24 protein-coding genes are annotated in these 26,813 nt (G+C 53.7%); 12 read left to right on the top strand and 12 right to left on the bottom strand.

Features of this window, described 5'->3' with window-relative positions; translation table 11 throughout:
* Window positions 1–12 precede the first annotated feature (12 nt).
* Genes lsrD through lsrA form a run of 3 tightly spaced genes read right to left on the bottom strand, consistent with a single transcriptional unit; the run spans window position 13 to window position 3,607 of the window.
* Window positions 13–1,011, bottom strand: coding sequence for an autoinducer 2 ABC transporter permease LsrD (gene lsrD / locus QNN88_RS10030; protein WP_414240085.1), 999 nt, complete (start codon window positions 1,009–1,011; stop codon window positions 13–15).
* Window positions 1,011–2,060 (bottom strand): autoinducer 2 ABC transporter permease LsrC, encoded by a 1,050-nt coding sequence (gene lsrC / locus QNN88_RS10025; RefSeq protein ID WP_414240084.1) that lies wholly within the window; start codon window positions 2,058–2,060, stop codon window positions 1,011–1,013. Before lsrC ends, lsrD begins: the two co-directional genes overlap by 1 nt.
* Complete coding sequence (gene lsrA / locus QNN88_RS10020; protein ID WP_414240083.1) at window positions 2,054–3,607, bottom strand: autoinducer 2 ABC transporter ATP-binding protein LsrA; 1,554 nt, start codon at window positions 3,605–3,607, stop codon at window positions 2,054–2,056. Before lsrA ends, lsrC begins: the two co-directional genes overlap by 7 nt.
* Before the next feature lie 249 nt (window positions 3,608–3,856).
* Between lsrA and lsrR the strand changes: the two genes are divergently transcribed.
* The 6 genes from lsrR to QNN88_RS09990 all read left to right on the top strand — a co-directional run bounded on the left by lsrR (window position 3,857) and on the right by QNN88_RS09990 (window position 12,426).
* Entirely contained in the window at window positions 3,857–4,813 is a 957-nt protein-coding gene (lsrR, locus tag QNN88_RS10015) for a transcriptional regulator LsrR (RefSeq protein ID WP_043001820.1), read from the top strand.
* 108 nt (window positions 4,814–4,921) lie between these two features.
* Window positions 4,922–6,514: an autoinducer-2 kinase gene (gene lsrK / locus QNN88_RS10010; protein ID WP_414240082.1), complete on the top strand. Its 1,593-nt coding sequence runs from the start codon at window positions 4,922–4,924 to the stop codon at window positions 6,512–6,514.
* A 12-nt stretch (window positions 6,515–6,526) separates the two neighbouring features.
* Window positions 6,527–6,877, top strand: a complete 351-nt coding sequence (locus QNN88_RS10005) for a cupin domain-containing protein (RefSeq protein ID WP_042999277.1) — start codon at window positions 6,527–6,529, stop codon at window positions 6,875–6,877.
* 245 nt (window positions 6,878–7,122) lie between these two features.
* Complete coding sequence (locus tag QNN88_RS10000) at window positions 7,123–9,090, top strand: YjhG/YagF family D-xylonate dehydratase (protein ID WP_414240081.1); 1,968 nt, start codon at window positions 7,123–7,125, stop codon at window positions 9,088–9,090.
* Between the two features lie 329 nt (window positions 9,091–9,419).
* On the top strand, window positions 9,420–10,799 hold the full coding sequence (locus QNN88_RS09995; protein ID WP_414240080.1) for a glycoside-pentoside-hexuronide (GPH):cation symporter: 1,380 nt from the start codon (window positions 9,420–9,422) through the stop codon (window positions 10,797–10,799).
* Window positions 10,800–10,809: 10 nt separating this feature from the next.
* Complete coding sequence (locus QNN88_RS09990; RefSeq protein ID WP_414240079.1) at window positions 10,810–12,426, top strand: glycoside hydrolase family 43 protein; 1,617 nt, start codon at window positions 10,810–10,812, stop codon at window positions 12,424–12,426.
* A 12-nt stretch (window positions 12,427–12,438) separates the two neighbouring features.
* Here the strand turns inward: QNN88_RS09990 and QNN88_RS09985 are convergent, their stop codons facing one another.
* Both QNN88_RS09985 and QNN88_RS09980 read right to left on the bottom strand, forming a co-directional pair.
* Window positions 12,439–13,200 (bottom strand): IclR family transcriptional regulator, encoded by a 762-nt coding sequence (locus QNN88_RS09985; RefSeq protein ID WP_414240078.1) that lies wholly within the window; start codon window positions 13,198–13,200, stop codon window positions 12,439–12,441.
* Between the two features lie 148 nt (window positions 13,201–13,348).
* Window positions 13,349–15,277, bottom strand: coding sequence for a sigma 54-interacting transcriptional regulator (locus QNN88_RS09980; protein ID WP_414240077.1), 1,929 nt, complete (start codon window positions 15,275–15,277; stop codon window positions 13,349–13,351).
* Between the two features lie 235 nt (window positions 15,278–15,512).
* Here QNN88_RS09980 and QNN88_RS09975 point away from each other — a divergent pair, with 235 nt between their 5' ends.
* The 6 genes from QNN88_RS09975 (at window position 15,513) to QNN88_RS09950 (ending at window position 20,733) form a co-directional block, all read left to right on the top strand.
* Window positions 15,513–16,709, top strand: coding sequence for a CaiB/BaiF CoA transferase family protein (locus QNN88_RS09975; RefSeq protein WP_414240076.1), 1,197 nt, complete (start codon window positions 15,513–15,515; stop codon window positions 16,707–16,709).
* Window positions 16,710–16,720: 11 nt separating this feature from the next.
* The gene (locus QNN88_RS09970) at window positions 16,721–17,638 is read left to right on the top strand and encodes a hydroxymethylglutaryl-CoA lyase (RefSeq protein ID WP_414240075.1); all 918 of its coding nucleotides are present in this window, start codon (window positions 16,721–16,723) and stop codon (window positions 17,636–17,638) included.
* 20 nt (window positions 17,639–17,658) lie between these two features.
* On the top strand, window positions 17,659–19,008 hold the full coding sequence (locus tag QNN88_RS09965) for an MFS transporter (RefSeq protein ID WP_414240074.1): 1,350 nt from the start codon (window positions 17,659–17,661) through the stop codon (window positions 19,006–19,008).
* A gap of 242 nt (window positions 19,009–19,250) precedes the next feature.
* Window positions 19,251–19,670, top strand: coding sequence for a hypothetical protein (locus tag QNN88_RS09960; RefSeq protein ID WP_414240073.1), 420 nt, complete (start codon window positions 19,251–19,253; stop codon window positions 19,668–19,670).
* Window positions 19,671–20,287: 617 nt separating this feature from the next.
* Window positions 20,288–20,488 (top strand): hypothetical protein, encoded by a 201-nt coding sequence (locus QNN88_RS09955; protein ID WP_414240072.1) that lies wholly within the window; start codon window positions 20,288–20,290, stop codon window positions 20,486–20,488.
* A 47-nt stretch (window positions 20,489–20,535) separates the two neighbouring features.
* Entirely contained in the window at window positions 20,536–20,733 is a 198-nt protein-coding gene (locus QNN88_RS09950) for a hypothetical protein (protein ID WP_414240071.1), read from the top strand.
* On the opposite strand, the gene QNN88_RS09945 is transcribed toward QNN88_RS09950, so the two are convergent.
* From QNN88_RS09945 to QNN88_RS09915, 7 genes are all read right to left on the bottom strand, one after another.
* Window positions 20,717–21,916 (bottom strand): MFS transporter, encoded by a 1,200-nt coding sequence (locus tag QNN88_RS09945; RefSeq protein ID WP_414240070.1) that lies wholly within the window; start codon window positions 21,914–21,916, stop codon window positions 20,717–20,719. The two genes, QNN88_RS09950 and QNN88_RS09945, sit on opposite strands and share 17 nt — an antisense overlap.
* Before the next feature lie 78 nt (window positions 21,917–21,994).
* Entirely contained in the window at window positions 21,995–22,858 is an 864-nt protein-coding gene (locus tag QNN88_RS09940) for an SdiA-regulated domain-containing protein (protein WP_414240069.1), read from the bottom strand.
* Between the two features lie 113 nt (window positions 22,859–22,971).
* Entirely contained in the window at window positions 22,972–23,229 is a 258-nt protein-coding gene (locus QNN88_RS09935; RefSeq protein ID WP_414240068.1) for a DUF3343 domain-containing protein, read from the bottom strand.
* Entirely contained in the window at window positions 23,226–23,993 is a 768-nt protein-coding gene (gene yjiL, locus QNN88_RS09930; RefSeq protein WP_414240067.1) for a putative 2-hydroxyacyl-CoA dehydratase activator YjiL, read from the bottom strand. Before yjiL ends, QNN88_RS09935 begins: the two co-directional genes overlap by 4 nt.
* 9 nt (window positions 23,994–24,002) lie before the next feature.
* The gene (locus tag QNN88_RS09925; protein ID WP_414240066.1) at window positions 24,003–25,154 is read right to left on the bottom strand and encodes a double-cubane-cluster-containing anaerobic reductase; all 1,152 of its coding nucleotides are present in this window, start codon (window positions 25,152–25,154) and stop codon (window positions 24,003–24,005) included.
* A gap of 95 nt (window positions 25,155–25,249) precedes the next feature.
* Entirely contained in the window at window positions 25,250–25,489 is a 240-nt protein-coding gene (locus tag QNN88_RS09920; RefSeq protein ID WP_414240065.1) for a DUF2164 domain-containing protein, read from the bottom strand.
* 9 nt (window positions 25,490–25,498) lie between these two features.
* Window positions 25,499–26,782, bottom strand: a complete 1,284-nt coding sequence (locus QNN88_RS09915; RefSeq protein WP_414240064.1) for a DUF445 domain-containing protein — start codon at window positions 26,780–26,782, stop codon at window positions 25,499–25,501.
* Window positions 26,783–26,813 lie beyond the last annotated feature (31 nt).

Genomic DNA, 26,813 nt, shown 5'->3' with positions numbered 1-26,813 from the left:
TGGCAATGGGTTTCAGGCCTGCCGGATAGCGCGACGACGCGCCAGCCAGTCTTTAATTTGCTGACGATGCAGGCTGACAGAACGACCTACGACAACGACAATTAGCAATGCGCCGGAGAGGGCGCTGGATACCTGATTGGGTACGCCAGCCATCTGCAACCCTTGCTGCAGATAGCCCACCAACAGCGCGGCGATGGCGGTGCCGAGAATGGACCCGGACCCGCCGTAGATATTGGCACCACCCAGGACGACCGCTGTAATGGCTGGCATCAGGAAGGAGGCTCCCAGATCGGAACGCGCAGAGCCAAAGTAAGAGACCAGCAGCACCGCCGCGATCGCCGAAGCAAAGCCGGTCATCGCGTACAGCGCGTACAGCGTCCGGTTCACTGGAATCGCGCTGTACAGCGCGACGCGAGGGCTTTGCCCAATCAGGAAGACATTGCGTCCGGCGTGGGTCCGGTGCATCAACAACCAGAAAAAGATCACGCTGACGAGAAAGAAAATCAGGGGGACTGGCAGGCCCAGCACATCGAGATTGGCAAAATCAGTGAAGCCCTGCGGGAAGCCGCCGATACCTTCATAACCGGTTGCTCCCGCCATCCCTGACAGCAGCAGCGCGCTGCCGCCGAACAGGTACAACGTTCCCAGGGTGATGACCAACGGGTTCACACCGGTGTAGATAATCAACCCGGCGTTGATCAGTCCGCACAGCGCGCCCAGCGCGAGCGTCAGAATAATGGCCAGCGGCAGCGGTACGCCGCCCTGGAACATCACGCCCAGCGCGATGGCGCACAGCCCCATCGTGGAGCCGAAGGAGATATCGATCCCGCCGCTGACGATCACCATGGTTAAGGGCAGGGCGACAATACCAATGCAGATAAAGTCGCTGGTGCTGAACAGCAGGACGTTCAGATCCAGCAGGCGCGGGTTCAGGGCGCCGAATCCCAGAATTTCAATCACCAGTAGCGCGGCGAGCGCCAGTTCCCAGCCGTAACGATGTAAACGAGTCATCAGGCTACCTCACGTTTTTTGGCGGTGCGCACAGTATCCGCTGCGCTTTTTGCCGACGGATGCGGCTGGGGCGGCGGAGTGAAGCGGGCATATTTTTGCCGACGGATATTGCGTTCCAGCGCGCAGCGCAACCGACCGTCAAATACCAGTACCGCCAGCAGAACCAGACCGGCAATAAAGTCATTCCACCATGCCGGAATACGCAGCAGGACGAGTACGCTATCGATTTGTGTCAGGAAATAGGCACCGAGTACGGCACCAATGATCGTCCCGGAACCGCCCAGCAAGCTGATGCCCCCCAGCACACAGGCGGCAATGGCCTTCATTTCTAACCCGGTTCCCGTCTGATTAGGGATAAAGCCAATCTGCGAGGCAAAGACGATCCCGGCCAGCGCAGCCATGCAGCCATTGAGCGAAAAGGCCAGAATACGGATGGCTTCGGTACGTACGCCCAGTTGCCGCGCGCCCTGCAAATTATCGCCGGTGGCATAAAAACAGCGACCAAAGGCGGTTTTTGCCAGCAGCCAGGCCATCAGCAGCATTAACAGCAGGGTCAGCCAGCCAATGGCGGAGATACCGAGGAAAACCGGGGCGGAGAGTTGCTTAAGTTGCGCTGGTAATCCTTCAATCCATTTACCGCCCGTCCACAGCAGCATGATGCCGCGATACAGACCGAGCGTGCCCAGTGTGGCGACAATCGCCGGGATCTTCAGCCAGGCAACCAGTACGCCGTTGATAAAACCTGCCAGCAGTCCCAGCAGCAGCGTCGCCACGCAGGCCACTGGCAAGGGATATCCCGCGTTCAGCAACAGCCCCAGCAGTACGGCGCACATCCCGGTGATCGATCCGACCGACACGTCGATATTGCGGGTCAGCATCACCAGCGTTGCGCCCATCGCCAGCAGCATGAGGATTTGGGCGCTGCTGAAAATCATCGTCAGCGTCTGAACGCTGAGGTACTGGCTGTCCAGCATCCCCGGCAGCACGAACAGCAGCAGCACGGCCAACAGGGCGGTGGCCTCGCGGTTATTCTGGATAAATTTCAGCATGGCGCCTCCCCGGAATGTGGTGTAGCCCCTGACGTGCGGTCGCCGAACGCCACGTGCATGATGGTGTCGACATTAATCTCGTCGCCTTGCAGAGCATCGTTGCCCGTTTCCCCCTGGTGCATGACGTAAACGCGATCGGCCATCTGTTCTATCTCCTCCAGATCAGAAGAGATGAACAGCACCGCGACGTTCTGGGCCGCAATACTGCGGAGCAACTGATAGATGTCGTTACGCGCCGAGACGTCCACACCGCGCGTCGGCTCATCCACAATCAGCACCTGCGGCGAGGCTTCAAGGCATTTGGCGATCAGGATTTTTTGCTGATTACCGCCAGAGAGCGTACGGGCAGGCTGTTCGGGATCGTTGAGCTTGATATTGAGCGCCCGGCGATAGCGTTCGAGCGTAGCGCTGTCTTTGGCCGGATTAGCCCAGAAACCGCTGTGGTTGTGGGTTAATGCACAAACATTCCACGCCAGCGAGGCATCCAGATTCAGCCCTGACGATTGGCGGTCCTCCGGCAAATACACCAGACCGTGCTGTAAACGTTCGCGGGTGGAAAGTGTGGAGATATCCTTGCCGCCGAGTACGATGCTTCCGGCCCGTAGTGGTCGTAGTCCGTAAAGCGTTTCGGCAAGTTCGGTACGCCCGGCGCCGACCAGACCGGCCAGACCTAAAATTTCCCCGGCGCGGACCTCGAAACTGACGTTCATGAATCCTTCACCGGTCACATTCTCCAGGCTCAACACCGGTGTGCCCGCCTCGTGCTGCGGACGGTTGCCGGGCAATTCCAGCCACAGTTTTTGCGTCGCGCTCAGCGCGTTGGTGCGTGAGGCAGGCGTGATGGCCTGGATGATGTCGTCTGTAGTCAGATCCGCCGTTTTTCCGGAAAGCGCAATAATGCCGTCCCGCATCACGCTAATGTAATCCGCTATCTGGCGTATCTCTGGCAGCTTGTGGGAGATAAAGACGATCCCCACGCCGGTGCTCAACAATTCACGCAGGCGGCTGAATAAACGATCGGTTTCCGCAGGCGTCAGTGAGGCGGTGGGTTCATCGAGGATCAAAATTCGTGAATCGCGCATCAGCCCGCGCATGATTTCGACCATTTGGCGGTCGGCCACATCCAACGAACCCGCCGGGCTGTTGATATCAAACTGGCAGCCCAGCGCGGTCAGCATCGCCGCCATTTTTTGCGCCGAGCTCTGGTGTTTGGGCAGACCAAAGAGAATGTTCTCTTTTACCGTCAGGCTGGGGAACAGCAGCGGCTCTTGCGGGACAAGATAGATCCCTAACTGATGCGCCAGGATGGGCGTCAGTTTTGTACAGCGGGAACCTTCAATCTCAATGATTCCGCTGTCCGCAGGGGTAATGCCGGCAATGATTTTCATCAGCGTGGATTTCCCGGCGCCATTCCCGCCCAGGAGCGCATGGACTTCGCCTTTGCGTAAGACAAAATCAATCCCTTTCAGGACGTTGACGCCGGAATACTGCTTGCAGACAGACTGCGCGCTGAGTAGTGGGGCGATCTTTTCTTGACTCATTTGCATGCCACCTCCGTTCGGCCTGGGTAGAATCAGGTTGAACAAATGTATTGTGCGATTCGAATTGTTCATAACCTTATGACCTAACTGCTCATAAAACCGACGAATAGATCACGTTTCATGCTAAAATGATCGTCAATATTAAATTTGTTCAAACGAAAGCCACTGAAATGTGGGTTTAATCACAGTTATTAACGACCAATGAATGAACAATTGTGTTCAGAAATTCGATATGTTCAAAGTGAAGACAGAATGATGACTATTAATGACCCGATGATTTCCGAGCAAGGGATGTGTGAAGAAGAGCTGGTGGCGCGCATTGCGTGGTTCTATTACCACGACGGTATGACGCAAAGCGACATCAGCAACAGGCTGGGGTTGACGCGGCTTAAGGTGTCGCGCCTGCTGGAGAAGGGGCATCAGTCCGGGATTATTCGCGTACAGATTAATTCTCGCTTTGAAGGCTGTCTGGAATATGAAACCGAATTACGTCGTCGCTTTGACCTGAATAATGTGCGGGTCATTCCGGGACTTCCCGGCGCGGATGCCTGCGTTCGTCTGGGGATCGGCGCCGCGCATATGCTGATGGAGTCACTCCAGCCGCAGCAGATTCTGGCGGCGGGCTTCGGCGAAGCGACTATGAATACCTTAAAACGGCTCAGCGGGTTTATTTCTGCTCAGCAAATTCGCCTGGTAACGCTGTCGGGTGGCGTGGGGCCATACATGACCGGGATTGGACAACTCAACGCGGCCTGTCCGGTCAGTATTATTCCGGCGCCGCTTCGCGCCTCTTCTGCGGAGATTGCCCGGACGTTAAAAAATGAAAATAGCGTCCAGGATGTCCTGCTGGCTGCCCAGGCTGCCGATGCGGCGATTGTCGGTATCGGCGCCATCAACCAGAAAGATGAGGCCACCATTATTCGCTCAGGCTATATCACGAAGGGTGAACAACTGATGATTGGCCGCAAAGGCGCGGTGGGCGACATTCTGGGTTACTTCTTCGATGGTGAAGGGCAGGTGATCCCGGAGATGAAGATCCACGATGAACTGATTGGGTTAACCCTCAATACCCTGAAGACGATCCCGACCGTTATTGGCGTCGCCGGGGGGGTGAATAAAGCGGAAGCGATCGCCGCCGCGATGAAAGGGGGTTATATCAACGCACTGGTCACCGACCAGGAAACTGCCGCCGCCATTGTCAGCGGGCAGTAATGCGTATCTGCCGTGCAGGCGCACAGCAGGGGAGTAACAGAATTTCCGTTTGTACCGTGGAGAAAGCATTGACGACCTGACAGATATAATAAGCCGAGGACTAAAACGATGGCCCGACTCTGTACCCTCTCTGACTCAGAACATTACCTGATGGCGCTGGACGCCGGAACTGGCAGCGTCCGCGCCGTGATTTTCGACCTGGAAGGCAAACAAATCGCGGTGGGACAAGCGGAATGGCGGCACCTTGCCGTACCGGATGTGCCCGGCTCGATGGAATTTGATCTGGGAAAAAACTGGCAACTGGCCTGTGATTGCATTCGCCAGGCACTGCATAACGCCGGTATTGCGCCGGAAGCGATTGCTGCCGTTTCCGCCTGTTCGATGCGCGAAGGCATTGTGGTCTATGACGCAGAGGGAACGCCTGTCTGGGCCTGTGCCAACGTGGATGCCAGAGCGGCACGAGAAGTCAGCGAGCTTAAGGAGATCCACGACTACACCTTTGAAAGCGAAGTCTATCGCAGCACCGGTCAGACGCTGGCGTTGAGCGCCATTCCGCGTCTGCTCTGGCTGGCGCACCATCGCCCGGACATCTATCGTCGCGCCTCAACGGTCACGATGATCAGCGACTGGATGGCGTATATGCTCAGCGGCGAACTGGCGGTAGATCCTTCCAATGCCGGAACCACGGGCCTGCTGGATCTCAAAACGCGCGACTGGAAACCCTCATTACTGCAAATGGCCGGACTGCGCTCGGATATTCTCTCACCGGTAAAAGAGACCGGCACGCTGCTGGGAAGCGTGACGGCTCAGGCCGCCGCACAGTGCGGGCTGAAAGCGGGTACGCCGGTGGTAGTAGGCGGTGGGGATGTGCAGTTGGGCTGTCTCGGCCTTGGGGTTGTTCGTCCGGCGCAAACCGCCGTACTGGGGGGAACATTCTGGCAGCAGGTGGTGAATTTACCCGCGCCGATTGTTGATCCTGAGATGAACGTGCGCGTTAATCCGCACGTCATTCCGGGAATGGTACAAACCGAATCGATCAGCTTTTTTACCGGCCTGACGATGCGCTGGTTTCGTGATGCCTTTTGTGCCGAAGAAAAGCTGATCGCCGAGCGCCTGGGCGTCGACACTTACACACTGCTGGAGGAGATGGCTTCCAGGGTACCGGCAGGGGCATGGGGCGTGATGCCGATTTTCTCCGACCGGATGCGTTTCAAGAGCTGGTATCACGCGGCCCCCTCATTCATCAATCTGTCCATCGACCCGGAAAAATGCAATAAGGCCACGCTGTTTCGCGCACTGGAAGAGAATGCAGCCATTGTTTCGACCTGCAATTTGCAGCAGATCGCCGATTTCACCGGGATCCACCCCACGTCGCTGGTATTTGCCGGGGGAGGCTCGAAGGGCAAACTCTGGAGCCAGATTCTGGCGGATGTCTCAGGGCTGACGGTCAACGTTCCGGTTGTCAAAGAGGCGACGGCGCTGGGCTGCGCGATTGCCGCTGGCGTGGGGGCTGGGATCTGGTCATCCATGGCTGAAACGGGTGAACGACTGGTGCGCTGGGAGCGGGAGCATGTTCCGGACAGAGAGAAACATGCGCTTTACCAGGAATCACGCGAGAAATGGCAGGCGGTATATCAGGAACAGTTAGGTCTGGTCGATCACGGGTTGACGACCTCTTTGTGGAAAGCGCCGGGTTTATAACAGGAGATCGTCATGATTAAATCGAATGAAGCGCAGCATGAATACCGTTTTGGCGACAGTGGCCCGAAATACCTCATTCGCGGCCCGGTGTGTGACATGGGCGTCGTCATGCTCCAGCCTGGTCAGTCTTTTCCCAACCATCGCCACATCGAAGCCTGCGAAATTTTTTATACCCTGGCAGGCGAAGTAACGCTTTACCTGAACGGTGAGCCTTACACGCTAGGTTCGGGGGATGTGATGCACTGCGATCCCGGTGAAGCGCATTTCCTGGTGAACAAAGGGGAAGTGCCGTGGAAAGGCGTTTTTGTGAAATCGCCTCATATACCGGGCGACAGTCATCCGGTTGAACCTGCCGGGTATTAGCTTTCGGGATCATCAACGGTCGGATAGTCAGTGGCTGTCCGACCATTTCACTGGAATAACCTTCTCGTTACATTTCGTTGCTCACCGTTTTGTGATCAAGGCTAAAAAATACACAGCCTGCTCCTCTCTCTGATTTACCTCTATGCACGGCCTGCATTACAGTGAATCTATAAATAAGAACGTTGTTCTATAATGTAGAACAACAATGGAGCGACCTGAACCCCGACGCTCGGGAGAGTGAGACGATGTCTATCAACACCATTTTTACGCCGCAGGATGAACAGTTCTATGCGGTGAAAACCCACGCGGCCGGCCCCCAGGGGGCGTTACCCTTGACGCCGCAGATGTTACTGGAATCTCCCAGCGGCAACCTTTTCGGCATGACGCAAAACGCCGGAATGGGCTGGGATGCTAACAAGCTCACGGGCAGAGAAGTGTTATTGATTGGCACACAGGGGGGGATTCGCCATTCGGATGGGCGCCCCATTGCCCTCGGTTATCACACCGGGCACTGGGAGATTGGCCTGCAAATGTCGGCGGCGGCGAAGGAAATTACCCGCCTGAGTGGCATTCCTTTTGCGGCGTTTGTCAGCGATCCGTGTGACGGCCGTTCGCAAGGGACGCACGGCATGTTTGATTCGCTGCCTTATCGTAACGATGCGGCGATTGTCTTTCGCCGTTTGATTCGTTCGCTGCCAACACGGCGGGCGGTCATTGGTGTCGCGACCTGCGATAAAGGGTTGCCCGCAACGATGATTGCGCTGGCGTCAATGCACGATCTGCCGGTGATCCTTGTACCGGGTGGGGCGACGTTACCGCCCACCTTCGGTGAAGATGCCGGAAAGGTACAAACCATCGGGGCACGTTACGCGAATAATGAGTTGAGTTTGAAAGAGGCATCCGAACTGGGGTGTCGCGCTTGCGCGTCGCCCGGCGGCGGATGTCAGTTCCTGGGGACCGCCGGGACATCACAAGTCGTGGCGGAAGCGTTAGGACTGGCGCTGCCACACTCAGCGCTGGCGCCGTCGGGCCAGGACGTGTGGCTGGAGATTGCACGTCAATCGGCGCGGGCAGTGATGGCGCTGGATGAAAAAGGGATTACCGCCCGTGACATCCTCACCGACAAAGCGATAGAGAATGCGATGGTGGTGCATGCGGCCTTCGGGGGCTCGACAAATCTGTTGCTGCATATACCGGCGATCGCCCATGCCGCCAGATGTCGCCTGCCGGATGTGGCGCAGTGGAGCGCGATCAACCGCAAAGTGCCGCGTCTGGTCAGCGTGTTGCCCAACGGCCCGGATTATCACCCGACGGTGCGCGCATTCCTGGCGGGCGGCGTGCCGGAGGTGATGCTGCACCTGCGTCGACTGGGGCTACTGCATGAAGATGTGATGACGGTCACCGGACAGACGCTCGGTGAAAACCTCGACTGGTGGGAGCACGCCGAACGTCGGGCGAAATTCCGTCAGTGCCTGCGCGATCAGGACGGTGTGGATCCGGATGACGTGATCCTGTCGCCGGAAGGGGCAAAAGCCAAAGGGATGACCTCCACGGTGGCGTTCCCGGTGGGTAATATCGCGCCAGAAGGATCAGTGATCAAAGCGACGGCGATCGACCCGTCAGTAGTCGATGATGACGGTGTTTATCGCCATACGGGCGAGGCGCGCGTCTTTGTCTCGGAAGAGGCGGCGATCAAAGCCATCAAACAGGGTCAGATCCAGCAGGGCGATATCATGGTGATTATCGGCGGTGGGCCATCCGGCACCGGCATGGAAGAGACTTATCAGCTCACCTCGGCGCTGAAGCATATCTCATGGGGGAAAACGGTATCGCTTATTACCGATGCCCGTTTCTCCGGCGTATCCACCGGCGCTTGCCTGGGGCACGTTGCACCGGAAGCGCTGGCGGGAGGGCCGATCGGCAAACTGCGTTCGGGGGATGTGATTGAAATTGTGGTTGATCGCTTGTCATTGAAAGGCAGTGTGAATTTTATCGGCAGTGCGCAAGCACGACTGACGCCGGAAGAGGGCGCGACAGTTCTGGCGGAGCGCGAGTTACATCCCGACCTGAAGCCCCATGACTATCTGCCTGATGACACCCGACTGTGGGCTGCACTGCAGGCGGTAAGCGGTGGAACCTGGAAAGGGTGCATCTACGATACGGATAAAATTATTGAGGTGATTAACGCCGGAAAAAAAGCGCTTGGGCTTTGAATAATTAAAATTAATTTATCCGTCGCCGGAACACTATTTTTCGGCGACGAATAATATCGCTCTGAAATATGTCATCCTTCACGGGAGGATGGCTTTTTTTTATTTTCTGGAAAAGTGCATCGTTATCACAGAAGTTAAAATACATAACCGCTAAAGCAAATATGACAATTGTTGCCTCATCGACTCCCTCTCTACAATCCTCCTTGTAAGCATCATCTGATAAGCACACGGATAAAGGGTGTATTCCTCACAAAGTTCACGTTCAGATATTTAATTTTGTAGGTCCCGGTCATTCGAACGTATTTCTTTCATATTCTCTGGAGGTAGAAATGCAGTTAACAATGAAAGATAAAATTGGTTATGGACTGGGGGACACCGCCTGCGGTTTCGTCTGGCAGGCCACGATGTTTTTACTGGCCTACTTTTATACCGATGTTTTTGGTCTGTCAGCAGGCGTCATGGGGACATTATTCCTGATTTCACGCGTGCTGGATGCGATAACTGATCCATTAATGGGGTTAATGGTTGACCGAACGCGTACCCGCTACGGCCAGTTTCGGCCTTATTTGCTGTGGGGGGCGATCCCGTTTGGCATTGTCTGCGTATTAACGTTTTATACGCCTGATTTCTCCGCTCAGGGTAAAATTATTTATGCCAGCGTCACCTATATTTTACTGACGCTGGTTTATACCTTTGTGAATGTTCCGTATTGCGCCATGCCCGGCGCCATTACCGCTGACCCAAAAGAGCGCCATGCGTTACAATCGTGGCGTTTTTTCCTGGCCGCTGCCGGTTCACTAGCCATTAGCGGCATTGCCCTGCCGTTAGTAAAAATTATTGGCAAGGGTGATGAACAAGTCGGCTATTTTGGCGCGATGTGTGTGCTGGGTATTTGCGGTGTAATACTGCTGTTTGTGTGTTTCTTTACAACCAAAGAGCGTTATACGTTCGAGATTCAACCTGAATCATCGGTCAAGAAAGACCTTAAATTGCTGATGGGGAATAGCCAGTGGCGAATTATGTGCGCCTTTAAAATGATGGCAACCGGTTCGAACGTCGTTCGCGGCGGTGCGACGCTCTATTTTGTCAAATACGTGATGGACCACCCTGAGCTGGCAACGCAGTTCCTTCTTTATGGCAGCCTCGCGACGATGTTTGGTTCTCTCTGTTCGTCTCGTCTGCTCGGTCGCTTTGACCGCGTGACGTCGTTTAAGTGGATTATCGGCATTTATTCACTGATCAGCCTGAGTATTTTCTTTATTCCATCGGACAATATCGCGCTGATATTTGCGCTGAACATTGTGTTCCTGTTTGTCTTTAATACCACCACGCCGTTGCAATGGTTGATGGCCTCCGATGTAGTGGATTACGAAGAGAGCCGTAGTGGGCGTCGCCTTGATGGCCTGGTGTTTTCTACCTATCTCTTCAGCCTGAAAATCGGTCTGGCCATTGGCGGTGCGCTGGTGGGGTGGATCCTCGCCTTCTCCAGCTACTCGGCAAGCAACGCCGTGCAGCCAGATAACGTCCTGATGACCATCAAAATCCTCTTCTGCATCGTACCGGTCGTGCTTTACGTCGGTATGTTCACGCTGCTTTCGTTCTACAAACTGAGCAGCAAGCGTGTTGAAGAGATCAGCCAGCAACTGCAACGTCAGCGCACCGCGCAGCCTGAGAAAAAACCTGCCGATGCCGCTGTGGCAGTGAACTGAGGAGAGAACCATGTATCAGATTGAAAACCCGATCCTGACCGGCTTCAACCCGGACCCGTCTCTGTGTCGTGTGGGCGAGGATTACTATATTGCCACTTCAACCTTTGAATGGTTTCCCGGTGTGCGAATTTATCATTCTCGCGACCTGAAACACTGGTCTCTGGTCAGTACTCCGCTCGATAGCGTGGCGCTGCTGGATATGAAAGGCAATCCGGACTCTGGCGGTATCTGGGCGCCTTGCCTGAGCTATGCCGATGGCAAATTCTGGTTGCTGTATACCGACGTAAAAATCGTTGATTCGCCATGGAAAAATGGCCGTAACTTCCTGGTTACCGCGCCATCTATTGAAGGGCCGTGGAGCGCTCCTGTCCCAATGGGCAACGGCGGGTTTGACCCTTCACTCTTTCACGACACGGATGGGCGAAAGTACTACATCTATCGCCCGTGGGGGCCGCGTCATCACAGTAATCCTCACAATACCATCGTGATGCAGGAGTTTTTTGCTGACACACAAACCCTTTCGCCGCAACGCTCAACGCTCTTTACGGGTACCCCATTGGGCTATACCGAAGGGGCGCATCTTTATCGCCGTGAAGGCTACTACTATCTGGTGGTGGCGGAAGGGGGAACCAGCTACGAACATGCCGTGGTGGTCTTGCGGGCAAAAAATATTGATGGGCCGTACGAACTGCATCCTGATGTGACGATGATGACCAGCTGGCATCTGCCGGAAAATCCCCTACAGAAGAGTGGGCACGGTTCACTGCTGGAGACCCATACCGGCGAATGGTATCTGGCATACCTGACCAGCCGTCCGTTACATCTTCCGGGGATTCCGCGATTAGCGGCCGGCGGGCGGGGATACTGTCCGCTCGGGCGTGAGACAGGGATTGCGCGTATCGAATGGCGTGACGGCTGGCCCTATGTTGAAGGAGGAAAACACGCGGGGCTGACGGTGCCGGGACCGCGTATGAAGGAGCAGGGTGCCACCGGAACGGGGGAATGGCGAACGGATTTTGACAGTGAAAGGCTCGATCCGGAACTGCAGACCCTACGTATTCCGTTTGACGAGCAGCTTGGATCGCTGACCGCCCGTCCTGGATTTTTACGTCTGTACGGAAATGATTCGCTGAACTCCACCTTTACCCAGTCAACGGTCGCTCGCCGCTGGCAGCATTTCCGTTTCCGCGCTGAAACGCAGATGGCCTTTTCCCCGCGCTACTTCCAACAAAGCGCGGGGCTAACCTGTTACTACAACAGCAAAAACTGGACGTACTGCTTTATGGACTGGGAAGAGGGGCGCGGACGGACGCTGAAGATTATTCAGCTCGATCACAACGTGGCGCACTGGCATCTATACGATAATCCAATTCTGGTGCCGGAGAATGTGGAAAACGTCTGGCTGCGGGTGGATGTGGACAATCTGGAATACCGCTATAGCTATTCATTCGATGGTGATCGCTGGCAGACCATTCCGCTTACGTTTGAGGCGTGGAAACTGTCGGATGATTATATTGGCGGCAGAGGCTTCTTTACCGGGGCCTTTGTTGGTTTGCACTGTGAAGATATCAGCGGCGACGGCTGCTTTGCAGATTTCGCCACATTCTCATATCAACCGAAAGTCTAGCGAGACACTGGGTCAGGGTTGACGATAGCCCAGCGTTATCGACAGCCCCAACCCGGCATCCATCAGTTTCTGACGCCAGGCGGCCAGCTCGGCGTCGTTAACACGAGAAGTGAGAGTGGAGAGGCTAAGGGCTGCGATAACCCGTGATTCATGATTCCAGACCGGTACCGCGATGCAACGTACGCCTGGCTCATTCTCTTCGTTATCCAGCGCATACCGGTTATGGCGGGTTTCTTTCAGCGCGGCAAGCAGTGAGGCGCGATCGGTAAGGGTGGCGGGGGTAAAGCCATTGAACTGATACCCCTCCAGCACCGCAGCAAGTTCTTCATCATCAAGCCAGGCGAGCAATACCTTACCGATAGCCGTGGCGTGAACAGGCAAGCGGCGACCAATTCGCGAATAAGCGATGGCAGCCTGTTTACCTTCAATTTTCTCAATGTAGACGCCTTCCTTACCGTCCAGAATGCCCAAATGGGTGGTCTGTCCCGTTTCCTGCGAGAGCCGGATCAACCAGCTTTTTGCCTTCTGGCGAATATCCATTGTGCCAACGACAAAATGACCACGCTCAACCAGTTTCATCCCCAGACGGTATTTCCCGTTTTCCGGGTTCTGATCGATATAGCCATGCAACTGAAGCGTTTTGAGGAGAGAGTGGAGGGTACTTTTGCTCAATCCCATCAGTTTGCTTATCTCGGTGATTTTGAGTTCCGTAGCCTGTTCATTAAACAAGTCGAGGATCTGCAAAGCACGTTCAACCGACTGAATTATTGGCATAATTTTCCACCGTTCACGAAGAGTTCTTCTTGTGTGACCGTACTATTTTCGTGGGTGAAAAGCAATGCCGGACACGCTAGCATGATGCAGGTTTCAGGCCGGATAAGTGCAGAATTCCCTGGCGTTTCTGAAATGATCCTGGAATATATCATTGCTCTCCCACATCAATAACGTTCTGATTATATTTCCGCCATAAACTCATTTTACTGATCCCCAGATGAGCGGCGACTTTCTCTTGATCCTGTTCAAAAAGATCCATGTAGAACCCGATAATCTGCCGCTCAAGATCTCTAATGACGGCTTTCAGTTGCCCCTTACTCAGATCTGCGACGATCGTTCCGTTTGCCTGCGACGAGTTGAAGGATTTAAGCGCGTTGAAGCCGGTCAGATTTAATATCTCAAACAGCGAAGCGTCCGGAAATCCGGCGGATAACAGCGCCAGCCGTTCAATGATAAAATTCAGTTCACGCACGTTTCCCGGCCAGTTGTAGGTGGAAAACAGGGCGATGAACTGCGCCAGTTTATGCCCGCAACCCGATTTTTCGAGGAAGTGCTCAGCCAGAAAACGGACGTCGCCCTCTCTTTCCCGTAGCGGAGGCACCATTAGCGGTAAGACGTTCAACCGGTAGTAGAGATCGCCGCGAAACGATCCTTCCTCCGACATTTTCTCCAGCGATCGGTTAGTGGCGCCGATAATCCGCACATCGACAGGGATAATATCCTTTCCCCCCACACGCATAATTTCGTATTCCTGTAAGACGCGTAATAAACGGCTCTGAATGGGCAGCGGCAGTTCGCCAATTTCATCAAGAAATAATGTGCCCTGGTGCGCCAGTTCAATCAGGCCTTCTTTACCTTCGCGCCGTGCACCGGTGAAGGAGCCTCCTTCATAGCCGAACAGTTCGCTTTCCAGCAGCGTTTCCGGGATCGCCGCGCAGTTAATGGCGACAAAAGGGCCGCGGTGGCGTTTACTCTGGTTGTGAATACTCTGCGCGAATAGCTCTTTACCGGTGCCGGATTCCCCATAAATCATCACCGGGGAGTGGGTATTGGCATAAATTTTTGCCAGATGAATCACTGACTCCATGTGTTTATTTTGCGTGAGGATATGCTCAAACCGGTAACGGGCGGTGAAGCCTTTTTTCATCAACTTGCCGCGAATAATCCGTTCCACTTTTTGAATTTGCGGCGTATCGGTAAATGAGCACACCACCCCAATACACTGCGTACCTCGAAATATCGGCACCCGGCTGGTAATGATGGAGGTATTGTCCAGATCCATAATCTCCCGGATCTCAGGGGATTTTGTCAGTAAAACCTGATTAATCCGCGTGTTTTTAATAACGGTATCCACCGGTTTGCCAATCACCTGTGAGGCCATCAGGCCAAATATGTTCTCGGCGGATTTATTGAAGATCTGGATCTCGTTATTTTCATTGGTGACGATGATCCCTTCCGTAATTGAGGAGAGGATGATTTCCAGTCGTGCCATATCCTGTTGTTTGCGGTGGGTCGTCTCAACGATAGCCATCGCTTCGCGCAGTGCGCTGTTCACCGATTCCAGACCATTTTCGATCAGAATCCCGTGCATCTCATAGTGTTCCGCCGTGTCTGAAACCGGTAATCCTCCTGCCACCGTCTGGAAATTGCGTGCACGGCATTTTTTGAGTTTATCCACCATGTCGGCATGCGACAAAAAGATAAATTCTTCAATTTCCACTTCCAGCGCGGTTGCCACCAGATTTACGTCAGATAAATAGTTCTGATAATTAAAAAAGGCAATTTTATGCGGATGTTTTTTCAGTGGCGTGAGCGACTTAAGCAAATCCAGCGCGGACGTGAGAATACGGACTACCGGAATTTTGGTCACCCGATCGATATAGTCCGCCGTACCGCCACGGCTGATAATGATGTCATAAAAATCAGGGTCGAGATTTCGGGCAATCCCCGCGGCTTTTTCCAGACTTCCGTGAAAAACATGGCAGTTAAAAATACCGGCGCACTGCTCAGTTACCACGGCAGCCAGCGCCGGATAGGGGGTTATTAAGGCCAGATTCGGTAACGTTTTATGTGACATAAATCACCATGAAAAATTTGTGGCTATCACAAACCAATATCACAACTGTTATGAATTTCAAAATTGAAAGCTATTTTTCTTTCTCTCAGATAAATAGCAAAATGAAATAAATCTATTTATATCATCTTGTTAGGTTGATTATTTCCGTTTTATTCATTCCTGGCACACATATTGGATTAGACAATCTATAAGGCAAGCGGCCTTGTGTTCTGTCTAATAAAAAGTGAGGGAAGGAATGAAACAACAGTCTGGTGTATTAAGTGGCGTTCGTGTGCTGGATTTAACCCGGGTGCTGGCTGGTCCTTATTGCGGAATGATGCTGGCGGATTTTGGCGCAGATGTCATTAAAATCGAATTGCCGGGGAAAGGGGATGATTCACGGGCCAACGCGCCGCAAATTAATGGCGAAAGCGCCTATTTTATGAATTTAAACCGCAATAAGCGCGGAATGACGCTGAATCTTAAATCAGAAGAAGGTCGGCAAATATTCCTCGATTTAGTCCGCGACAGCGATGTGGTTCTGGAAAACTACCGTCCGGGGGTGATGGAAAAACTGGGACTTGGCTATGAGGATTTGCGTAAGGTGAATCCGGCGATTATTTACGGCGCAGTTTCCGGCTTTGGTCATACCGGCCCGTATTCGAAACGCGCGGGTTACGACATCATCGGCCAGGCCATGAGCGGACTGATGAGCACCACCGGTTGGCCTGATACGCCGCCTACGCGTACCGGGACGGCCATTGCGGATGTGGTCGGGGGAATGAGTTGCGCCATTGGCGTACTTGCCGCTTACGTCAACCGCCTGAAAACCGGTGTCGGCGAAAAAGTGGATATTGCGCTGGTCGACTCGATGGTGTCGTCGCTGGAAATTATCAACATTATTTACCTTAATACCGGACGTATTCCGACGCGTATTGGTAACCGCTATGAAGCGATTTATCCGTATGACTCTTTCCAGGCACGCGACGGCTACGTGATTATTGCCTGCGGCAACGACAAATTATACGGCCTGCTGAAAAACGTTCTGCAAATCAGCGCGCTGGACGATGAGAAATTTAAATCCAACCTTGACCGGGTCGCCCATCACGTCGAGCTGAAAGAAATTATCGAATGCTGGACCCGCGATTTAGATATCGACACTATCGTGTCGATGCTACTGGATGCCGGTATACCTTCTGCGCCGATCAATACCATCGATCGTGTGACGCAGGATCCGCATATTGCCGGCGCCCGTGAAATGTTTGTCGATATTGAACATCCCGTCGCCGGGAAAATTACCATGACCGGCAACCAGGTTAAATTCACGCATAACAAGGCGACCATCAGAATGCCAGCGCCCACGCTTGGTCAACACAATTACGAAGTGCTTAAAGAACGTCTGGGCTATTCAGATGAAAAAATTGAGCAACTTATTCGTTCCGGCATTCTGTAAGGGATTCTACCATGTCGACATTTATTCAGATGACTGAAGTGGGGCCACGAGACGGTTTCCAGAACATTAAAACGTTTATCCCCACCGATTTAAAAATAAAAATTATCGATCGTCTGGTCGAGGCAGGGATTGGCGCGATGGAAATCACCTCGATGGTCAGTCCGAAAGCGATTCCACAAATGAGCGATGCCCGTGAGGTTATTCAGCATGTTCTGAACACGCATCCGCATATTATTCCGTCGGTGTTAGTACCGAACCAGAAGGGGGCCAGTCTCGCCAGTGAGGCAGGCATTAAAAATATCAACTATGTGGTTTCGGTCAGTCCGGCGCATAACAAGGCGAACATTAACCGGACGCATGCCGAATCGCTGGAGGATCTTTATAACATTCGCCACACGTTCCCGGATATGACCATTACGCTGTCGCTGGCGACGGTATTTGGCTGCCCGTTTATTGGCGAGACCAGCCGTGAAACGCTGATGGATATGATTAAGTTTGCCGATGATCTCGGGATTTCAGCGGTAACTCTGTGCGATACCATCGGTGTTGCTAACCCGACCCAGACATTATCTGTACTGCGCGGGATCCAGCAGACATTCCCCAAAATGGACATCGGTTTGCATCTGCATAACACGCACGGCATGGCGCTGGCCTGCATGTTTGCCGGCGTCCAGTCGGGCGTCACGCGATTTGAGACCGCTGTCGGCGGACTGGGCGGGTGCCCGTTCGCGCCAGGGGCCGCCGGGAATGCTGCCACCGAGGATGCGGTGAATATGTTTAACCGAATGGGGCTCGATACCGGTATTTCTCTGCCTGATCTGCTGGATATCGCCAACCTTATCCGCAGCACGATCGAGCCGACGTTGTTGAGCAGTCTTTCGCGTGCCAGAACCTACAGTGAATTTGATTTTTGCAGCGAAAAAATCTGACCTCTGATACGGAAACAAACATGATGAATAATAATATCGGGAAACCGAAGATGACCCATTACAGATGGTGGGTCATGAGTTTTATTTTTGTAACCTACACTGTAGCTAACGCCGACCGCGCAAATATCGGCTTTGCTATTCCGTTTATTCAGGAAGAGTTTCAAATCTCGAATACCATGGCAGGATTGTTAATCAGCCTGTTCTTTGCCGGCTATGCGTTTTTTCAGATCCCTGCCGGGTATTTAATTAAGAAATTCGGCATGCGTAATGCTTTTGCGATGGGGATGTTATTAACCTCCGTGTTTACGGGGTTGATGGGGATGGTGAACAACATTTTCCTGCTGAAGATCTTGCGTTTTATGGTGGGCGTCTGTGAGTCACCGGTGGTTATTGGCTCGACGGTGACGATCAACCAGTGGTTTCCCCCGAAGGAAAAAGGGACAGCGACCGGGCTGTTTCTGGCAGGCTCCAAGTTTGGTCCGCTGATCGTTCCGCCGCTGTGCGCCTGGATAATCACCGTCTGGGGATGGCGCTATATCTTTGTCTTCTTCGCCATTCCGGGCCTGCTGTTGGCGATCTTCTGGTATCTGATGGTTCGCAATAAGCCGGAAGAGAGCCGCTTCGTGAATGAGCAAGAGGTCGCTTACATCCGCGAAGAACAGCTTCCGGCGACAGCTCAGGAAACCGCCGCACCGGTCGCTCCTGAGTTCAATTACTGCTGGCTCGACAAGTTGATTCGCACAAAGCAGGTTGAAGAACTCTCCTGTTCAAAGCAGGTCTTCCGCTGCTGGGATATTTACGGCGTTGCGCTGGGATATTTCTCGATGGTGGGGATCGTCAGCGTACTGATGTCCTGGCTACCTAAGTATCTGATCACCGAGCGCGGATTCGATCTGACGAGTTCTGCCGCGCTGGCGGCCGCACCGTTTCTCGGAACGGTCATGGGCAACTTTATAGGCGGTGTGCTCTCTGACCGGGTGCTGAACAAGCGTCGTAAACCGCTGATGTTGCTTAGCGCCGGGGCGACGATTTTCACCATGTATTCACTGGTTTATGCGCCAGAAAGCAAGATCGTTCTGTCGCTGATGCTGTTTCTGCTGGGGCTGATGCTGTCGCTGGGCTATTCGGCCTATTCGGTCTACGCGATGGGACGGGCGAATAAAGAGATTTATCCGATCGCTTACAGCGTGATCAACATGGGCGGGCAACTGGGTGGTATGTGTATGCCGCTGATTGTGGGCATTATTCTGGATGCGTACAACTGGGATGCGGTATTCATGGCGATGACCGGATTCTGTGTGCTGTGCTTTATTCTGGTCTCCACGGTCATTGAACCGTTATCGAAAAATATGAAGGTCAATTACCGGTAACTTGTGTGGTGTTGTGCGGGTAAGAGCATGGGCTTACCCGCACGTTGGACGGAACATTGGTAGGCGCGATCGCATCAGGTCAATGAAAGGTATGAAACGGCATGCGCTGACTACAACTTTCCTGTTATGGAGCGTAGCCGCAGAGTTCATAAAAATTAGTGTTACCCCTCCTGTTCGTCATCGTTTTATCAGGGCGGCCTTTGGCGGCCGGCAAAACTGTGTTTGCGCAAAGGTGATGATGTATGGTCGATCGAATGAGCGTTCCGCCACTGGCTTCACGACGGGTGAAGCGCACTCAAATTCGCTCACGCGATAAATGGGCTGAAACGGATCTGTTTGTTGAGCAGGGCGTCAGGTATTTCTTTCATGTCACCGGGAAGTGGTGCGATATGAGCCATTGCTGTGACGCGAATGGTTATAGCGTCGACTATCTGAATTTTGCCAGAATCTGGCTGCGTTGCCGCCACGAACCTGCGACCTGGTTTACCCTGATTGGTACTATCGACAAATCAACCGATACTATGTTTGTGATTGGCGATGGCGCCCGGCTCAATAACGGCTGGATTGCACCCCGCAGCGGTGAGCTGGTGGTCTTTGCAAATGATATTTCGGGGATGTACTGGAATAACTTTGGTTCAGTCATGCTGGAAGTCTGGCGATGAAAAGCGAAGTCAATAGCTTCAGCGAATGACATGCATGTCTGGTGGCGTAAAATTTAGTGTACAAAGGTAGCTGCTATTTGTGCGCTTCATCAGATTCTTACCAAAAGCTGGCAAATTCCCGCTTTAAAAATTGATTGATATCAATTAAGGCACACTTAATTTGCGTCGTTAAAAAATGTCCTTATTTACGACTTGTTTACTTTTACTGCGTTTGCTGTGGCAGTGGTAAGACATCTGAAGATAAAGAAGATAAGCCATTTTCGCGAAAAATATTGAAAGAGATCGCCGTAACTCGCTCAAAAAAAGCAGTTATTGTCCTGAAAGTAAACATTTATCGCAGAAGTAACTTATTGGCGAATAGGAATTTTCACTAATTGTGGTGGATATTTGGCAGAGGGAATGGTGGGCTGAAATGCACTGAAGTAATCCTGGCGTGTAAATAAACCCTGACATCATTAGTCTGCTAAAGGTCATCTTTCACTTGAAACGATGTTCCATTTTAAGGCGTTTTCTTAACATTCTTATCACCCGATTGATGAAATCTTGTGCGTTGACTTGTTATTCGACCAACTGCATATTCCTCCAAGTTAAGACGACATAGCCTTCAGGAGCAGACGATGCCTTCCCGTGATTATCCCGATACCCGCAAAGCCAGAGGAACCCGTTCTAAAGATATGGTGCTGTTAAGTGCCCGTGTTGAGACGACGCTTTGGGACTACGTTCGGGAGCTGGCATTAGAAACGCGTAAAAGCAAACAGGACATTATTGCCGAAGCGCTCATGCTGCATCGCACGGCCCACGAAGGCAGCCGTGAATAAGTGTGGGCGGGTTTTACAGGATGATATTTTTCCCACTCTGGCGCCTCATGGCATGTATTACCGTCACCACATTGGGGTTGTCTCTGGTCGTAATGACCCTTTCGCTCATGACGTGGGAGCTCTGCGTGACGTTTTTTCCCTGGCCAACCCCGGCGACCAGTAACATTGTCACGGCTTCGCTGCTTAACGAATTACTGGAGTGGGTTCACCAGGTTCCCCGCATTATGATTAACGCGTTTCGTTGATACGGCACGCCAACAAACGCTTTTGCTTATAGAATTGCAGGGCGCTGATCGTCGCGGCGATAAATAACGCCAGCGTGCCGCACAGCGTGGCATCGGTAATGGCCTGCGTGCCGCTGCCTAATAGCGTGGTTAACAGCGGCCCCAGGATCTGCCCGATGCCATAGGTTAGCGTGACAAACCCCAGCAGATTGAGGTTTCCCGGTGCAATAAGCTGGCGCGCGAGGGTCATCACCAGCGACGTCGTGCCCATGAACGTCGCGCCAAAACCCACGCTACTTAGCACCAATAACAGCGAAGAGCTGCTGGCGAGCGTCAAAAGCACACAGGTAGCCTGAATTACCAGGTTTGCCGTCAGACATTGCAACACTCCCCAGCGTTTCGCCGCCCACAGCCAGGCGAAGCAGCCCGGCACAATCGAGACGCCAACCAGCGTCCACAGATGGACCGTCAGCAGCGGCGAACCCGCCTCTTTTGCCATCAGCGGCAAATAGGTCGCGACGATGATGTAACCAAATCCCGCCAGCCCGTAGAGCAACGCCAGCAGCCACCAGGTCATCGGCTGCGGCTCGCTTTTTGTCTGGGCGGCGGCAGGCAGTGCGTGGGCGTGGGACGGAAGCAGCAGCGCCAGCAGAATCGCCAGCACGGCAGAGAAGGCCGCCGCCCCGATCCATAACGCGTGGGAGGAGAGCGCAAAGTGCAGACCTGCAATTACGTACTCGTTACCCAGTGCGATCCCGACGCCGACGCCAGAAAACAGCGAGGCAATGACAAAAGGATGGCGGGTATGTTGCAGCACCAGCGTCGAGCCAAAAATCAGCATCCCGGCGCTGGCGACGCCCGCCAGAAAGCGCACCAGCATCACCACCATGGGGTTAGAGAACAGCGCCATCGCGAGGATCAGTCCGCCGGTCGCCACCGCTGAACTCAACAGCATGGGGCGTAAACGGCCAGGCAGATGAAAAAGGCCGAAGGAGAACAACAGACTGCCAACCAGGTATCCCGCATAGTTGACGCTGGCTATCCACGACAGTTCGGAAAACGTAAAGCGTCCCTCAGCCAGCAGCACCGGCAGCATTGGGGTATAGAGAAAACGGCCAATTCCCATGCCCAGTGCGAGTACTGTCATTCCAAAGAGGGCGGTGCTCAGAGAATACCGGTCTGCGATGTGCGGTTGCTGGCTCATGCCGTTCCCATTGTTATTCGTCAGGTGAGAAATGCGAGAGTAACAAATTTATAACAAATGGGTAAGGCAACGGAGGAATTATTGTGCGCTACCCGGCGTGAAGCGATAAAACAGGTTAGGCTCGGCAACGACAAACAGCGATCCCTGATTATCCATTGCGATCCCTTCAGCCTGTTGTAGAGTGCGCGTCAGGCCGTGGTGGCCTGCAGTCAGCGTCATGGTGCCAATAACGTTGCCGTTGGTTTTGACCTCTTTGAGCATGCGCGATTCGTGAGAAAGGATCAGCAGACTGTTGTTATGCGCATTAAATTCTGCGCCGGAAATATCCTTGATATTAAGTTCTTGTTGCAGGGCCGTATCTTTGGCAATCGTTAAATTGTTGTTATTGAGCAGCCCCGTTACCTTGTAGATCCCAATCGGTTTTTTTTCTTTGAAAAACCAGAATGTCTCTTTTTCACGCGACCAGGCGAGTCCCTCAAAGCCGCTGTTGGTCGGGGTTTCATACAGATCAAGCTGCAACTTTTTGACGATGTTGACTTGCGACTGCGCATTGAGGGTAATCACGTAAATGGAATAATCACTTTCATCGCTGATGACAAACGTGTCGTCACCGATAGATTCGATGGTCTCCAGATCGTGAATAAAATCGAGTGGAATGGTGCGCAACAATTGCCCCTGCTTGCTCAATTCAATAATCGCGGCGGGTTTATTGATGGTACTGAACAGCGTATCGCTTTTATCGGACCAGGTGAGTGAGGAGATGTTTTTTTTCACGCCGGCGATCTGTTTGCCGTCTATCGTCACGCGATAATCGGCAAGGGAGTTATTGTCATTGTCGGGTACGGCGCTACCCGATATGACATAACTCGCCCCCGCAATGAGTAAAGTAAGAAGAAACATGATTCGCAGAGGTGAATTCAGATATCGGGCGGACAATCTCATTATTCTTCCTTAAATAAAATCAAAGACATTAAGGGAGAAAGTATAAAGATTAATCTTAATGAATCCTTAAACGGATGATAATTGCATCGTGAAATTTATCCTGGTTTCGCGGATCAGCGTGCTGACGCATCGCAGGTTACCACACATTGCCAGTTGCCCGACTCCAGGCGGTAGATCGACTCGGTGTGGCCAGGGATTACCCACCGCTCAACGTCTCCTGGCGGGCAATGCAGGTAAATGCACAGCCCACATCCGCCTCGTAACTCGCGGGGGATGTCTGCAACCCGAAAGTTCATCCCTGTCGCCTGCAACGCTTTACGGGTCTGGATCACGCCCACCGTCGAGTGAAACAAAAACAGATACTCCGTCATCTGCGTGTTCTCTGCCGTTGGCCAATCAGCGCCGCGCCAATAGCGCCGGCAAACTGCGCGTCCGGGTGGGTGTGTACCGGGATGCCGACATGGCCTTCCAGCATGCGGGCAAATGCTGCGCAGTGGCTGACGCCGCCGGTAAACAGCAGAGGCCCACCTGAAGAGAGTCGACCGATGAAGTTGGCGCTGCGCCGCGCCATGGCGTTGATCACGCCCGCAAGGATCGCTTCCGGGGCGATACCCGCAGAGCGCAGGCTTATCACTTCGGATTCGGCAAAAACGGTACACATGCTGCTGATGGCGTGCGGCGCGACGCCGGCAGTGAGGGTATCGAGTTGCTCCACGCTGGCGCCAAGCGTTCGCGAGATAACCTCCAGAAAGCGCCCGGTGCCTGCCGCGCATTTGTCATTCATCAGGAAGTCGGTAAGGTTACCGTCGTCATCCAGTTGGATCACTTTGCTGTCCTGCCCGCCAATGTCAATGACCGTACGGGTGGCTGGCGCAAGCAGCCGTGCGCCGAGTCCGTGGCAGGAGATTTCTGTCACCTGCTTGTCGGCAAAATCAACCAACTGGCGGCCGTATCCGGTCAAGGTCAGGTAGGGCCGCACTTCCAGATCTTGTGTAAGAATATCCCAGGCTTCGCGGATGGCATCGGCAGGGCGGAATGGCGTCGGGCACAGAAAGCGGCGCTGAATCACGCCGTCTGCCAGTAAAATGCCTTTGGTTGCCGTTGAGCCGGAATCAATCCCTATCGAATAGGTCACACCTGCTCCTTACAGCATTTCGATAAAGGCCGCGACGCGGGTGCTGAGCTGGCCGATATCTGAAGTGGAGTAGTCGGTTTCAATAGCGATGTAGGGAAGGTTATGCTGCTGACGGAGATGGCGCTTAATGGCCAGTGACTCAACGGCATAGGTATGACAGGCCTGCAAAATCACGTCCACTACGCCGTCTGCCTGGTACTCTTCCACCATTTGACTGAGCAGCGTCAGGCGCTGATCGTTCGGAGAGATGCACGAACAGCCGATGGCGAGATATTTGTCGGTGAGCGCCTCGTATATGTCGCCAGTTTCCGCGACGCACTGCTCGGTCGCCTTCGCGCCGGTACAGTTTTCGTATCCCACTACCCAGCCGCCGTTTTCTTCAATCGCACGCACCACTTTTTCTGCCGCGCCGCCAATCGGGCAGCCGGTGATCAGAATACGCGGACGCGCGTCCAGACGTTTACCGTCCTGCCACGCCTGACGTACCTGTTCGGTCATGCTGTTCAGTTCGTCGATAAGGGCTTCTTTATCAAAGCGGAAGGTCGCGCCATACACCACTTTCAGGATATCGCTGCCGCTCAATGCAGGGGGATTTAGCTGCCCGAGACGATAGAAATTCGCCAGCGCGCGGCGTTCACGGTTTTTGAGGACAATGGCGTCACGCAGCGCCGCTTCGGTTACCGGTGTCCCAAAGCGCGCTTCCACAGCCTGTTGCAGGCGCAGAATTTCGGCTTTCCAGAGTGCGCGTGAGGCGGCATCCTGGCTGCTGTTGGGCAGTTGCATGACGTGTACCGCCTTGAACTCTGCCATGTACTCGTACATTTTCTTTTTGCCGTCGCAGGTGGTTTCGCCCACCACCAGATCGGAAAAGTAGAAATAGGGGCATTTGTCGGTTTTGCCGAAGCCGTAGCTGCTTTTGATCAGCGGGCAGAGGTTGCGCGGCAGATCTTTCTCGGCCTCTTCGATGGTTTCGTCGGACGTTGAGCACAATGAGACCACCACAGCCCCTGCCGCCATCGGGATCTCCTGCGGCATGAAAGTGCAATAGGTTCCCACCAGCGGGATACCCTGCTCTTTGAGATCCATTACGGTGAGAAAGCCTTTCTGGCGGGCTTCAGAGAACTGGTCGAAAATGGCGGGTAGATCGGTGATGAGCGACATGGATTTTCCTTCCCCGTGACACGGGAGATGTTAAAAGTGGTCGCATTATAACCATGCCATAAGTGTGGATTATTGATCTCCCGCCAGGTAAGGCACTATAAAATCTTCTTCAGATCCATCTCTTCCTGGATGCGCTCGCTCCACGCGAGATGGGTACGAATCGCCTCTTCAATGCCGGCGTTGTAGTACGCCGGGCCCAATTTTTCGCTAATGAAATCAATAAAAAACTCGGCGTCAAACTGTTCCAGTTCCAGTTCGAAATGATCCCGGCAGTAGTCACTGAGCGCTTCACGCAAACCATCGCGCTCCGCCGGGGACAGGGTAATGTCAGCCATTTTTTCTCCTTAAAAAGTGGACAGCGTGGGCAGCAGTGAGGGAAGTTGCGACAACAGATATAAGACCAGCCCGATCGTTCCGCCCACCAGCGTGCCGTTGACGCGGATAAACTGCAAATCTTTACCGATGTTAAGTTCAATCTGTCGCGACATATCGCGGGCGTCCCAGCTTTTCACCGTGTCGCTGATGTGGCGGGTCAGGAAGGCGGCAAACTCCGGCGCTACACGATGAGCCGCTTGTTCCAGATGCCCGTTGAGCGAGGTGCGCAGTGCGTCGTCGGCGATCAGTGTTTCACCAAACCACTGTCCGGCATGGGCGATTCGTTGTTTCACACGGGAATCCTCGGCGTTGATATCGTTCTTCAGCCACTGACGCAAATCTGCCCATAGCTCGCCGAGATAGCGGTTAAAGGCTTCATCTTCTTTCAGGTATGCCTTGATACTTTCTGCCCGGTTCGCCATCTCCGGATCGTTTTTCAGTTTGTCGATAAGCCTGAAAGTGGCGCGATCGAAGGCGTGGCGGATTTGATGCGCACGATCGTGGCTGATGTCGTCAAGCAGCGAGTTCACCGCCTCAGACACCAACTCCGCGCTGTGCTCGCCCAGCCATTCGGTAGGCAGAATTTTAGCCTTCAGCGGATGCTCGGTCTCCAGCCAGTGGACGATTTGCCGGGCGATAAAGATCCTCGAACTGTCGCGCTGGAGGAGGGCGATCAACTGGGCGATCAGCGTATCGAGCAGTACCTGATGGCGATCGTTTTTGGTCATGCTTTCCAGCATCAGGGCGCTGGTGCCGGAGAGATCGACCTTATCAATCGCTTTGTGTACCGCACGCTTGAGCAGGCGCTGGATACGGGCATCGTCGGTCAGTTCCAGAAAGCCGCTCATGATCTGCAGCAGATGCTGCCCGATCCGCTGGGCGTTTTCTGGCCGGCTGAACCAATTGCCAATCAGCAACGCGGGCTCATGGCGGCGGATCAGCGCGACCAGGGACTGGGTGTCGAGGAATTTCTCCTGCACAAACTGCCCCAGGTTCTCGCCGATACGATCTTTATTGCGGGGAATAATCGCCGTATGCCGTGAAATGAACGGGAGAGGAACGCGGCGAAACAGGGCCACCACCGCGAACCAGTCCGCCAGCGCACCGACCATCGCCGCCTCGGCAATGGCTTTGATCCCGCTGACCCAAAAACCAGGAGGCAGGAAGAGGGTGATGACAAACGTCGTGGCAGCGATCAGCAGTAACGAAAGCGCCAACAGTTTGGCGCGTTTGAGTTCAGCGATTTTATTCATAGGGTAAGGATAGAGCCAGACGAGGGGATCG

The sequence above is a fragment of the Citrobacter sp. ANG330 genome (genome assembly GCF_047467925.1).
In the GTDB taxonomy this organism is placed as follows: Bacteria; Pseudomonadota; Gammaproteobacteria; order Enterobacterales; family Enterobacteriaceae; genus Citrobacter_A; species Citrobacter_A amalonaticus_G.
This window is presented reverse-complemented; position numbering and strand designations above follow the sequence as displayed.